This is a genomic window from Leptolyngbya sp. AN02str (assembly GCF_050565595.1).
Lineage (GTDB): Bacteria > Cyanobacteriota > Cyanobacteriia > Elainellales > Elainellaceae > Kaiparowitsia.
In genome coordinates this window covers 196,950-210,545 of record NZ_JBNXVR010000005.1, presented here as the reverse complement: position 1 = coordinate 210,545, position 13,596 = coordinate 196,950, and the positions used below count along the sequence as shown (strand labels likewise).

Annotated in this window: 7 protein-coding genes; 6 read left to right on the top strand and 1 reads right to left on the bottom strand. The window is 52.9% G+C overall.

Translation table 11 applies throughout. The features are described 5' to 3' along the window. Positions 1 to 5 precede the first annotated feature (5 nt). From hypF to ACQ4M4_RS05935, 6 genes are all read left to right on the top strand, one after another. The gene (gene hypF / locus ACQ4M4_RS05960; RefSeq protein WP_430683557.1) at positions 6 to 2,342 is read left to right on the top strand and encodes a carbamoyltransferase HypF; all 2,337 of its coding nucleotides are present in this window, start codon (positions 6 to 8) and stop codon (positions 2,340 to 2,342) included. Positions 2,343 to 2,345: 3 nt separating this feature from the next. Then, positions 2,346 to 2,597, top strand: a complete 252-nt coding sequence (locus ACQ4M4_RS05955; protein WP_430683556.1) for a HypC/HybG/HupF family hydrogenase formation chaperone — start codon at positions 2,346 to 2,348, stop codon at positions 2,595 to 2,597. A gap of 98 nt (positions 2,598 to 2,695) precedes the next feature. Continuing rightward, positions 2,696 to 3,817, top strand: coding sequence for a hydrogenase formation protein HypD (gene hypD, locus ACQ4M4_RS05950; RefSeq protein WP_430683555.1), 1,122 nt, complete (start codon positions 2,696 to 2,698; stop codon positions 3,815 to 3,817). A 61-nt stretch (positions 3,818 to 3,878) separates the two neighbouring features. Further along, positions 3,879 to 4,094: a hypothetical protein gene (locus tag ACQ4M4_RS05945; RefSeq protein ID WP_430683554.1), complete on the top strand. Its 216-nt coding sequence runs from the start codon at positions 3,879 to 3,881 to the stop codon at positions 4,092 to 4,094. Beyond that, the gene (gene hypE, locus ACQ4M4_RS05940) at positions 4,091 to 5,194 is read left to right on the top strand and encodes a hydrogenase expression/formation protein HypE (RefSeq protein WP_430683553.1); all 1,104 of its coding nucleotides are present in this window, start codon (positions 4,091 to 4,093) and stop codon (positions 5,192 to 5,194) included. The genes ACQ4M4_RS05945 and hypE overlap by 4 nt, the downstream gene beginning before the upstream one ends. A 454-nt stretch (positions 5,195 to 5,648) precedes the next feature. Next, on the top strand, positions 5,649 to 6,071 hold the full coding sequence (locus ACQ4M4_RS05935) for a hypothetical protein (protein WP_430683552.1): 423 nt from the start codon (positions 5,649 to 5,651) through the stop codon (positions 6,069 to 6,071). 118 nt (positions 6,072 to 6,189) lie between these two features. Here the strand turns inward: ACQ4M4_RS05935 and ACQ4M4_RS05930 are convergent, their stop codons facing one another. Further along, positions 6,190 to 12,858 (bottom strand): PAS domain S-box protein, encoded by a 6,669-nt coding sequence (locus ACQ4M4_RS05930; protein ID WP_430683551.1) that lies wholly within the window; start codon positions 12,856 to 12,858, stop codon positions 6,190 to 6,192. Positions 12,859 to 13,596 lie beyond the last annotated feature (738 nt).

Below are 13,596 nucleotides of genomic sequence, written 5' to 3'. Positions count from 1 at the left end.
CCACGGTGACTCAACGGCAACGACTGGCAACTATTTCATTGCAGCGGCTCCACATTGTGCTGCGGGGAGTGGTGCAGGGGGTTGGCTTTCGGCCATTTGTGTACCGCTTGGCAACCGAGTTGCGGCTCAGCGGGTGGGTCATGAACTCTGCGGCTGGGGTGGAGCTTGAGGTAGAAGGCGCGCGATCGCAACTGGATAGATTTGTGCAGCGGCTCCCTCAAGAGTTGCCCACCCACGCCACCATTCACCAGATGGAAACCTCAGCGATCGCACCCATTGGGGATACAACATTTGAGATACGAGCCAGCCTGCATGGGAAAAAACGGGCGATCATTTTACCCGATTTGGCAACCTGTCCCGAGTGTTTACGCGAAGTCTTGGATCCGGATAACCGACGCTATCGCTATCCATTTACAACCTGCACCCACTGCGGGCCTCGGTTTAGCATTGTGCAGACGCTACCTTACGATCGTCCCTCCACGACCATGCAGGGCTTTCGGATGTGTGCACAGTGCCAGTTGGAATACGACAATCCCCTGGATCGGCGGTTCCACGCTCAGCCCAATGCTTGCCCTGTTTGCGGTCCTCACCTGGAGGGTTGGAGTGCCCACGGGGCGGTGCTGGCAACTCATGAAGCCGCCTTGCAACTGGCAGCAAAGGCCATTCGCCAGGGCAACATTGTCGCCGTTAAAGGTTTAGGTGGATTTCACCTCATGGCCGACAGTCGCAACGGGACAGCAGTGCAGCGGTTGCGGCAAGTAAAACAGCGGAAGGCTAAGCCATTTGCCCTGATGTACCCTTCGTTAAACCAGATCCGCGCCCATTGTTGCGTATCGGCGCAAGAGGAACTGCTGCTGCGATCGCCGATGGCACCCATTGTGCTGCTGCAGCGGCGTCCACACACGGCTGATGGCCCCCATGAGGCCGTTGCGCCGGACAATCCTAACCTGGGAGTCATGCTACCCTACACACCACTGCATCATTTGCTCCTGGAGGAACTAGGGTTTCCGGTGGTGGCGACCAGCGGTAATCGAGCCGATGAGCCCATTTGCACGCATGAGCACGAAGCCCTGGAGCGATTGGGGAATCTGGCAGATCTATTTTTGGTGCACAACCGCCCGATCGCCCACCCCATTGATGATTCAATTGTGCGAGTCATGGTCGGGCGGGTATCCGTTCTGCGTCGGGCTCGTGGCTATGCCCCGCTACCCATTCCCATTCCAGCCGCAACCCATCACCAGCCAGAGTCCCAAATTCTTGCCGTTGGTGCCCATCTCAAAAGTGCGATCGCTTTTTCCCTTAAAGATCGGGTCTTTGTCAGTCAGCACATTGGGGATTTAGATACCCGACCAGCCGTTGAGGCGTTGCAACACGCGATCGCAAGCTTTGAGTCGCTGTATGAACTACGTCCCACGGCGATCGCCTGTGATGCCCATCCCGATTATCAGTCCACCCGCGTTGCTCAGGCTCTGGGTCAGCAGCTCTCGATTCCGGTAATTCCGGTGCAGCATCACCATGCTCATATTTTGGCGGCCATGGCCGAGCACCAGCTGACCGGTTCGGTGTTGGGCATCGCATGGGATGGCAGTGGCTATGGGCTGGATGGCAGCATTTGGGGTAGCGAAATTTTGCATATTCGCGACCTATCTGTTCAGCGAGTTGCCCATCTGCGCCCCTTTCCCCTTCTAGGAGGAAATGCCGCCATCAAAGAACCCCGGCGCAGTGCCATCGGCTTGCTGTATGAAGTCTTTGGGAATGATGTGTTTGATCGGCAGGATTTGGCCCCAATCCACGCGTGTTCCATTCAGGAATTACGCATTTTTCGCTCCATGCTGAACCAGGGATTGAATACTCCCGCCACCTCCAGTATGGGACGCCTGTTTGATGCGATCGCCTCCCTCACAGGACTGCTTCAGTACACCCAGTTTGAAGGGCAAGCCGCCATGGCCATTGAGTCTGCGATCGCCCAGCCCAACAGCGATACAGCCTACACCTTTGCCATGCAGTCAGGCCCCGGAGCAATCGATATCATGGATTGGAAACCGATGGTAACGCAAATTTTAGAAGACATGGTACTTCACATTCCCATCAGCCAGATTGCCACCAAGTTTCACAACACGCTGGTTCATCTAATCGTTCACATGGCTCAACAGATAGGCGAACATCGAGTTGTCTTATCCGGTGGATGTTTTCAAAACAAATATTTACTCGAAAGAACGATTCAATCCTTAACCGCTCACGGAATGGAAGTCCACTGGCCTCAAACCATTCCCAGCAATGATGGAGGGATTGCGCTGGGTCAAATCATGGCCGTGTTGCGAATGCAGCCAGGAGGAGCTTGAAGTATGTGTTTAGCGGTTCCAGGAAAGGTAATTGAAATTTATCCATCACCCGATCCATTGATGCAGATGGGAAAGGTCAGTTTTGGTGGTGTTATGAAGCAGATCAGTTTGGCGTATGTTCCAGATGCAAAGATTGGAGATTACGTCATGGTGCATGTTGGCTTCGCCCTCAGCATTTTGAATCCTCAGGAAGCAGAACAAACGCTGAATGATTTGCAAAACCTACAGGCTGAACCAAGAGATGATGGGTTTTAACCTAGTTTTTCTCCACGATGGATATCTGATTCAATACGGTCATCGAACAGTCACCGAGATAATCGTTAGAACAGTTAAATCTCATGGGACAAACGCCTATGAAATTTGTTGATGAATACCGGAATGCAGAGGTGTGTCAGCAGTATGCAGCGGCGATCGCCCGCATCACAACTCGGCCTTGGGCCATTATGGAAGTCTGCGGTGGACAAACGCACTCCATTGTTAAGTTTGGGATTGATACGCTGTTACCAGAAGTCATCACGCTCATTCATGGGCCAGGTTGTCCTGTATGCGTGACGCCCATTGAGGTGATTGATCGAGCGATCGCGATCGCAGCTGTGCCCAATGTCATTTTCTGCTCATTTGGGGATATGTTGCGGGTGCCCGGTAGCCGCACCGATTTGCTGAGCACCAGGGCAACGGGCAGCGATATTCGCATTGTATATTCGCCACTGGATGCATTGGCGATCGCCGCAGCTCATCCCCATCAATCCGTCGTATTTTTTGCCGTTGGATTTGAAACGACCGCTCCTGCTACAGCTATGTTGGTTTATCAGGCACAGCAACAAGGATTGTCCAATCTATCATTGCTGGTCTCTCATGTATTGGTGCCTGCTGCCGTAGAAACGATTCTGAGTGCGCCACACAACCGGGTACAGGGCTTGCTGGCAGCGGGCCATGTGTGCACCGTCATGGGTTATCAAGAGTATGAACCAATTGCCCACACCTACCGAGTGCCCATTGTCGTCACCGGATTTGAGCCCGTGGATATTTTGCAGGGCATTTACGCCTGTGTAAAGCAGCTCGAGGAAGGGCGATCGCACGTGGAAAACCAGTACACTCGGTCGGTAAAACCTGAGGGAAATGACATGGCGCAGCAGCTGATGCAAGAGATATTTGCGATCGCCCCGCAGCAGTGGCGCGGCCTGGGCAACATTCCCCGCAGTGGGTTACAACTGCGCGACGCCTATGCCCACTTTGATGCGATCCGCCGCTTTGACCTGCCCATGGAAACTGCAGCAGAGCCCACCGAATGCATCAGCGGTCTGGTCCTGCAAGGGGCAAAAAAACCCTATGAGTGCACCGCATTTGGAACGCGCTGCACCCCCGAACATCCACTAGGCGCACCAATGGTGTCCTCCGAAGGAGCCTGCGCTGCCTATTACCGATATCGACATGCAACCGTTGACCGTTCCCGCATGACACTGGGGAGGATGTAGTAACATCCACATCCCCAAAAATCATGACTTAAATCGCACGTCCCACCCATTGGAGGGTTTTATGGAAGTGAATCGCGAAATGAAGCACATGACCGCTCAACTGCTAAGCGGCATGCTGGCCAATCCCCACCTTTACCCCACCATTCCCGATGAGGGAACCCTGGGGCCACAAGAGCAAAAACTGATGGCGATCGCCATGGATATGGCAGAGTACCTGGTCGCACACATCAATGAACGAACCCAAGCAAGCTCTCCCCATCCGCCAACCGACTCATGAACAACCCGATTGCGCTGACCTGCCCTATCTCTATTCAGCGGTATCCCCATGTGCTGCTGGCCCACGGTGGGGGCGGCACCCTCATGCATCAGTTGATTGATCAGCTCATTGCCCCAGCGTTTGGCAATCCGCTCCTGAATGTGCAGCAGGATGCGGCAACCTTGCCATGGCCCAGTTCCAATCCCAGTTCCAATCCCAGTTCCAATCCCACATCGTTGCCCAGTCCCAGGTTGGCCTTTACCACCGATTCCTACGTTGTTCATCCCCTGTTTTTTCCCGGAGGCGACATTGGCACGTTAGCAGTGAATGGGACAGTCAACGATTTGGCCATGGTGGGGGCTCGTCCGCTTTATCTGAGCGTTGGCTTGATTGTGGAAGAAGGTTTGCCGATGGAAACGCTGTGGCGCGTGGTGCAGTCGATGCAGCAGGCGGCTGCGATCGCCAACGTACACATCGTTACAGGCGATACCAAGGTGGTCGATCGGGGCAAGGGTGATGGTCTGTTTATCAATACGGCTGGAATTGGCGTTATGGAGTACCCGCAGGCGATCGCTCCGCAGCAGGTGCAGCCGGGAGATGTGGTGCTCGTGAACGGAGACCTGGGGCGGCATGGCATTGCCATTATGGCGGTGCGATCAGGGCTAGAGTTTGAAACTACGATTGAGAGTGACTGTGCGCCGTTGGCCGATGCGGTGCTGGAGATGCTCGCGGCGGGCGTGGAGATCCACGGTTTGCGCGATTTGACCCGAGGTGGACTGGCCAGCGCACTCAACGAAATTGCCGCCGCTGCCCATGTGGAGATCGCGATCGCTGAGGTCTGCATCCCCGTTCAGGAAGAAGTGCGCGGAGCCTGTGAAATTTTGGGACTGGATCCCCTCTATATTGCAAACGAGGGACGATTTGTAGCCTGTATTCCAGCCAAGGATGCAGAACGAGCGATCGCAATTTTGCGCGCCCATTCCAGCTCGACAGGGAGCGAACCCTGCATCATTGGCGAGGTCAAAGCCGCAGCCCAAGGCATCGTTACTATGACAAGCCGCATTGGAGCACAGCGCATGGTTGACATGCTCAGCGGGGAGCAATTACCACGCATTTGTTAACGAAAACCTATCGTAGATCTCTTCACATTTTCCTCAAACAAATTGATTTATTCTGAAATCAACAGGACTTACACACAACACAAACACACCAGATTTGGTGGAATTGCGTAAGTCCTCATCAAGTGAGAATACATGCTGATAAAGCAGCAACAACATGTATTGCTCACAGGTGCGATCGCCTAACTGAATATCTCACCGAACAGAACACAAGTTCTCTGTCTCTCCATTCGTAGACACGTAAATTGAACGAGTACCCGATTGACGATCATCCAATTGGATACTCAACTGAGTGGATAATGAACCGATTGAATGATCAACTGAGTAGATAATCGACCAGTGGATAATTAATCGAGTCGCGCACCCATGCACCGCACTCCTGCATCAGGTTATTCCGTTCATAGTTTGTAGACGATCCGCATGGCTATGGCAACCCATTGATATAGGCAGGATCACCATGACTGTCAGTTATCGAGAAAAAATCATTACCTTATGGGCTGTGTTTTTGTTAGGAACGTTGTTTCATACGCAGCTGGGCTTAATGCCCCTTTTTCACAATCTCAGCGTTGTCACGTCTGAAGCCGAACGCACAGAAGAAATCGCCTGGGTGCTGTGGCTCATGTTGGGGTTCTTTGCCGTGCCAATGCTGACAATGATTGCACCGCTATTCAACGATTCGCGCGCTTACCGCAAGCTACACTTTGGCATCACAGTTTTTTACTCAGTGTTGAACTTGGCTCATGTCATTGCCGACTTAACGGTACCGCAAATCGAATGGTACCAAATTGCGTTAATGGTGTTCCTGTTTTGTATTGGGCTATTACTCAACGTTGTCTCTTGGCAATGGCTACGAGAGCGGCACCACAGCAAATTTTTGTAGACATTCGTGAGGCATCCGTTTCGGTTTCGGTTCAGGGCTTGTCTGGAGATTATGCGGCGCACACCCCTCAAAAAAAGCCTAGGTTTACAGGCGCGTTGCGATCGCCAACATGGCCTCGTTAGCTGCTGTGAACCATGCTGTGGAGGTGCTTTAACAACTCCTCCATGGAATACGGCTTGAGCAAAAACACGTCGGCTCCTGCCGCTAGTACGGATTGACCGTTGGTGGGTAAACCGCTGATGGCAATAATTTTCACCATTGGGTTGATTTTGCAAAGGGTACGAATCGCGGTGACACCATCCATGTTCGGCATCATCACATCCATCAACACAATATCAATCTCCTGTTGATGTTTGGAGTACAGCGCGATCGCATCAATGCCATCATTGGCAGTTAGGGTCGTGTAGCGATGACTTTCCAGCAGAGATTGGTTGGTTTGGCGAACAGCAATATCGTCATCCACAATCAAAATGCGCTCTCCATTGCCGTACAACAGCTCTTGTTCAGAAGGAGTTCCTTCAACAGCGCCTTCGGCCATGGGTAAAAATACCTTGAACTGACTACCCTGATTCACCTGGCTCGAAACCTGCAAAAATCCACCATAGTTTTTGACAATGCCCAAAACGGTCGAAAGCCCCAATCCCGTTCCCTTGCCAGGTTCTTTGGTGGTGAAGAATGGTTCAAAGATGCGATCGCGCACCTCGGGTGCAATGCCGATCCCCGTATCAGCAATCGTAATCACCACATAATTTCCCATGTGGGAGTTGAGCTGTAGCTCAGCCAAAGCACCATCCACATACATATTTTCGGCCGAGAGCGTCAGGACGCCTCCATGGGGCATTGCATCGCGCGCATTCACACACAAGTTCATCAACACTTGATGTAAATGGGTTGGGTCGGCAGAGACCAGCCACAGCGGTTCCTCAGGGATGGTTTCTCGAATGGTGATGGACTTGGGAAAGGTTTGTTGAATGACTTTCACAACATCTTGCAGCAGTGGGGCAACTTCCAGCAGAATGCGTTTATCGTCTGTGCCTCGGGCAAAGGTCAAAATTTGCTTGACCATGGTTGCGGCGCGTTTGGCGCTTTCCGACAGCACTTGCAGCATCTCTTGCGATCGCGCATCCAGGTCAGTGTGTTTGAGCCGCAACAGTTGGGCGATCGCCAAAATGGGCGTCAACGCATTATTAAGATCGTGGGCAATGCCGCTGGCCAAAGTTCCCAAACTCTCGATGCGCTGTGCATGGTAGAACTGGGTCTCTAACTGTTTTCGTTCGGTAATATCCGTCGAAATTCCGCACAGGGCATAGGGTTTCCCTGTTGCATCACACAACGGAAACTTAACCGTCAAGTACGTATGCAGACCATCAGCCAGCACTGCCGTTTCCTCAACTTGCAGCAGTTGCCCCGTCTCCATCACCTTTTTGTTATTCGCCGCAAACACCCTCGCCTCTTCCTCAGGCCACAGCTCGTAAATGCTCTTGCCCACCAGGGTTTCTGGAGCCATCGACAGCAGCTCTGCATAAATGCGATTGCCCAACAGCAAGCGATCGTGCGGATCAATCAAGTAAATAACCGCAGGCGAGTTGTCCAAAATGGTCTGTAACCGCTGTTCGCTCTCGCGGAGAGCCTGCTCCGTTTGCTTGCGCTCGGTCACATCTTCGCCAATACTCACATAGCCAATCACATCACCCGCCGCCGAACGCATGGCAGCAGCCCGCGTAGCCACCCATCGCACATCGCCATCTGGCCTCAGCAACCGAAACTCCAGGAAAAAGTCGCCACCGTTGAGCACGTACTCTTCCCAAGCGGCCACCAGCACAGCCTGATCCTCGGGATGTACCGCATTGAGCCAGCCCTGCCCCAGCGATTCTTCAAAGGTGAGGCCCGACATCTGCTGCCACCGAGCATTGCAGTACAGGCACAGCCCATCTGCATTGGCCTGACAAATGGCAATGGGGGCCGCCGCATTGAGGGAGCGAAACCGTTCTTCATTCTCTTCCAAAACCGTTTGCATGCGATCGCGCTCAGCCAACTCATGGCGAGTTTGCTCATACAGTTCCGATTGCTGAATCGCAATACCAACTTGAGTTGCCAACCGCTGCAGCAACGCAATTTCAGCCGTTTGCCACTGTCGAGGTGCCGAGCAGTGATGGGCAATCAGGAGGCCCCACAGGTTATCGCCTTGCAGAATCGGCACCACCAAATTGGCCTTGATCTGAAATTGCAGCAACAGCTCTGCGTAGCAGGGTTCGGTCACGTCGCGCTCTACATCTGCAATGGTGGCAATGCGGCCCTGACGATAGGGTTCGACATAGCGATCGCTAAAACAGGGATCGGCAATGGTGGTGTGTAGAATGGTGGGCCAGCCCTTCCCCACAGACTCGGTCATCACTTCTCCCTGCCAATCAGAACGGAACCGAAAAATAATGACTCGATCGGTATTGAGGACTTCTCGTACGCGCTCCACCGTTCGCGACAGCACATTCTCCAAACTTAGCGATCGCCGAATATCTTGAGCCATATCCGCCAGCAAATATTCCTGCTGAATTTGTCGCTGCAAGATCAGCTCAGTTTGCTTGCGATCGCCAATATCAATCGCCGAACCGATGTAACCCCGGTATTCACCACCGGCCCCTGTCCACGGGCTGGCGGCATCCACCACCCACCGATATTCCCCATCATGTCGCCGCAGCCGATACTCTAGCTCAAAAGCCGACATGTGATCATTCGCAGCCATAAACGCACGCCGCACCTGATCCCGATCGTCGGGATGTACCGCATCCAGCCAACCAAACCCGGTGGCGGCCTCTTCAGTTTGGCCTGTGAACTGATACCACGTTTCACTCAAAAAGGTGCAATATCCGGTCTCATCCGTCATCCAAACCATGACTGGAGCATGATCGGCCATATTGCGAAAGCGTTCTTCGCTATCGCGCAAAGCCATCTCCGCTTGCTTTCGCGCAGTAATGTCATGGCTGACCGCAGTGACCATCCAGCAGGTGGAATTCATTTTCTGTGACGTGTAGGCACTTGAGATCCACCGCAGCGATCCATCTTGATGGTGAAAGCGATACTCCACCGTGATATCGCGCTCTTCAAAAAATGCCTCAAATAACGACGCGCTTAGGGTTTCGCAGTCTCCTGGATGAATATGTTCTAGCCACTGCGTTTTATGAGCAACAAGCTCGGCAAGGCTGTAACCAAACAAGGTTTCGCAACCAGCCGACCAGTACTCGTATTCCCAGTCTCGATTGTCAAATACTCGAAAACTTGCGATCGCCGCTGCGGCACTATTCAAAATTTGGTTGAGCTTCATTTCGGAGCCACGAAGTGCCAGTTCTAGCTGTTTGCGGGCAGTAATGTCTAAATGAATGCCCGTCAATCGCGTGGGTTCTTGCTGCTCGTTAAACGTTAAATGGCCCAATGCCAACACCCAACGAACCCCTCGCTGAGGATGCACCGCTCGAAATTCGAGCTGAACATTGGGCTGGTGCTGATCCACCAGGCGCATCAGATAGTCATTGAGCCAGGGGCGATCATCTGGGTGTAGGGCGGTGTTGTACCATTCGTCATACAAAAAGGGAGCCTCTGTTGGTGCTAGCCCATACATTCGATAGGTTTCGGGAGACCAAAAGAGCTGCCCGGTTGTCATATCCCAATCCCAAGAGCCTGCTTGGGCTCCAGCCAGGGCTAAACGCAACAGATGTTCATTTTTTCGCAATGTGGTCTCAATGCGGGCACGTTCAATGCGGGGAAAGATCTGGTTGGTCAGGTCAAACATAAGGTCGATTTCGTCCTCACACCAGGTGCGAGGAGCAACATCGGTCATGGTGAAAAAGTACTTCCATTCCCCATTGCGGAGAAAAGGGATAGTCACAAACGACCGAATGTGCAGCGTCGCATGGCTATCGTGTTGAGTGCGGGGATCGGTGTCGGTATCGCAAACGATCACCGCATGGCCCGCACGAGCCATGTGCTGAAACTCTTCGGTAATAAAGTCGGAGAGGCAATAGACACCGACTAAATTGGGGGTGTCTGTGGTGTGCCAGTTGTAATGGACGATCGCCCGATTTTGGGATTCGTCAATTTCGGCAAACAGGCAGTTGGCAATCTTGAAATAGGCTCCAATTTTGGCACCGACCATGTGCATTATGTCGTCAGAGGTAGAAAGCCACGAACACGCTTCGGTAACTTCGGCCAGAAATGCAGCATGGGCTTCGCGGCGTTTGCGATCGCTCACATCCTGAAAGAGCAGCGCAACCTGCCGTTGGGTTGGGTCTCCCAACCGAAACGCAAACCCATCAAACCAGCGATTCATTTCTTGGGAGTAGTTTTCAAACCGTAGCGACTCTCCCGTCAGCGCTACCTTACCGTAGATTTGGAACCACTGGTCTTCCAGGTTAGGCACCAATTCGCGGGCACGTTTGCCCAGAGCATTCACCAGCCCGGTTTGTTGCTCAAACGTGGGGCTAATTTCCAAAAAGCGATAGTCAACAGGATTGTCCTGCTGATCAAAGATCAGTTCGAGTACGCAAAAGCCTTGATCGATGGAATGAAACAGCGATCGATATCTTGCCTCGGAGTCGCGTAGCGCCTGCACCGCCCGAGCCTGCTCAATAATAGACCACAGCCTCCCCACCATCGCTTGCAGCAGCGATACCTGATCGGGAAGCCACACGCGAGGACTGGCAGTGCTCACAGCCAGCACCGCTACCCATTGCCCCTGCAATATGTAGGGAATTCCCACCAAGGCGCCAATGTGGCACGCGGCAAAGCTATCGGCAAAAGGAGCCGTGTGAGGGTAGGTGGCCATGTCTGAAATGACAACAGGCTGACCCGCTTGATATTGCGCTAACAGCCCAGGCAACACCACTTCCGACAAGCGGTACGTTCCCACCGCGCTGGGAATGTCAGGCTGTTGCCGCCAATCATGGATCGTCGTTGCCCGATCAGCCAATACATCGATCTCATGCCAAAAGGCCCGCTCAACGTTGAGGTAAATTCCCACACTGCGAATCGCTTCGTGCAGCATGGCATCCACATCTGGCAGTTGGCGTAGGCGAAAGTCTAGCTCGTTCAAAAATTGGTCATTAAGTTGGGCAGCTTTGCGATCGCTCACATCAAACACCATGCCCACCATACGCACCGGTTGTCCGGCTGCGTTGTAGATACCTCGGCCCTTGCCCAACAACCAACGAATGCGGCCATCGGGCCACACGACTCGGTACTCAACCATAAAGTCGGCCTGGGCTGCCAGAGATTGAGAAATTTGCTGCTCGACCTCGTCCAGATCATCCGGATGGACGCGATCGCGCCATCGCTGGCTAGTGGGTTCAACCGATCCGGGTTCGTACCCCAATAAATGATAGTGGTTGGTCGTCCAAGAGACCGTATCCTGCTCAAGATCCCAATCCCAAATGCCTGTCGAGTTCAGCTCTAGGGCTAAGCGCAACTGCTCTTCGCTTTGTTGCAAAGCCCGTTCTACCTGGTGGCGCTCGTACTCTAAGCGCTTGCGCTCGCTCACATCTCGCAAGATGGAGAGATGCCGCCCTGGCACAAAGTTGGCGATCGCACTAAATTCGGTTTGGCGCGTGCTCCCATCGGGCAAACACAGGCACAACTCACCCGACAATTCTCCCCGGTGCAAAAAAGCTTGCCAAAGCTGAGGAAACCCCTGCCCTGGTTCTGCAAAATCGGCAATGCTCACATTGGGCAACTCATCTCGGGCCACCCCAAACAACCGACATGCCGCCGGGTTGGCATCCACAAACCGCCCCTCATCATCGGCAATCACAATCGCATCCAGCGCATAGTCAAACAACGCCTGCCACCGCTCATGTTGCTGCTGCAGCGCCTGGTTTGCGCGAACAATTTCGGCGGTACGCTCTGCCACCCGCAGCTCTAGCTCATCACGAGTCACCTGCATCTGGAACCGCTCTTGTTCCAGCGACTGGTAGGCCGCTTCGAGTTCTTGATTTTTTTGGTTCAGCTCGGTTTGAGTCACTTGCAGTTGGTTCAGGGCTGCCCGCAGGTCCTCATTCACCGCCGTTAGCTCGGCAATTTGCGGCATCGACGGCTGTTCGACGGCTTGCGTCGCCAGCAAATTGGAGTACAGCAGGTTCAGCCGATAGCCCACCCGATGCACCGTTTTAATAAAATCTTTGGGGGCTCCAGCCGCCGCCAGCTTGTGGCGCAATTCTTTAATGTGAACGCGAACGGCCTCTTCTCCAGGAGACTCTACCGAGTTCCACGCACTGTCTAAAATGACTCTGGCGCTAAAAACTTGCTGCGGTTTGCGCAGAAATAGCTCTAAAATCGCATATTCCTTGGGCGTTAGCGATAGCAAATGGGTGCCATAGTTGACGGTGCGGCCGCTGGGATCAACCGACAAATTGCCCCAGGTCAAAACGGGCTGTCGCGACACTCCACCTCGTCGCAACAATGCCTGCACCCGCGCGACCAACTCCTCTGCATCAAACGGTTTCACCACATAGTCATCGGCCCCAGCATTCAGGGCGAGCGCTTTTTGTTGGCCTCCACCCTGTCCAGTCAGCAGCAAAATTGGCACCTGGATGCCCTTTGCCCTCAGTTGCTGGCACACACTCAGTCCATCCAACCTGGGCAAAAACACATCCAGCAGCACCAGATCATAAGCAAAGGTCTCCATCATCTCCAACCCAGCCTCGCCATCTGCTGCAATATCTACGGCATAGCCATAGTTCGACAGCAAAAGCTGCAACGCTTGTACGACGGAAGAATCGTCTTCAACAACAAGAATTTTCATATATAGATTTCACGGTGAATGGCCGCCAGTTAGAACTTGAGCAATGAGCCCTCACTCATGGGCGCCTTCAAAATCGGGACATAAAAATTCAAATTTCAAGGCGAAAAAGATAAGTAGAAATCTAAGTAATTCAAGCACCAGATCGAGTTGTTTCAGTTTTCTCAAGCTGAATAGAGCGATCCTAACATTGCAAAGATGGGAACCTGGAAAGACTCACGCTGTCAAGGTTTCACCCTGAAGGTTAAATCCTACCTGGGCCAACGATCGCTTTGGTCTATCATTCAAACCCGCAGGCGATCGCCCACAGCGCTTCTGCCTTATACAGGAGATTGGCACGTGCCCCAAGGACGGTTTTCTAAATCCAGTTGGCGCTTCATACCCAAATCCAATGCCCCCTACAATGCAACTCTCGCAATGCAGCACTCGCAATGCTAGATCCCGCAGCAACACCCAACATCCACACAACCTCAGCATTTCCACAAACCATGACCCACCCTTCTTAATTAAATTGTGGATGTGAAGAAGTTGTGAACTTAACAAAACTTTCTTAAATATCTGTTGGCAAGCCGTCAATCTCAGCCGGATAACCTAGCAGCTTCTTCCACCACCTCACACATTCCTTACAAATAATCTTCAAGATAGAACGCAGTAAGGAGCCTGGTAACTTTCGCTGTTTAACATCTAAAGTTCAAGGCTTTTACACATCTTCTCCTGGCTCTCTCCAGCGGTTAGTTGCGA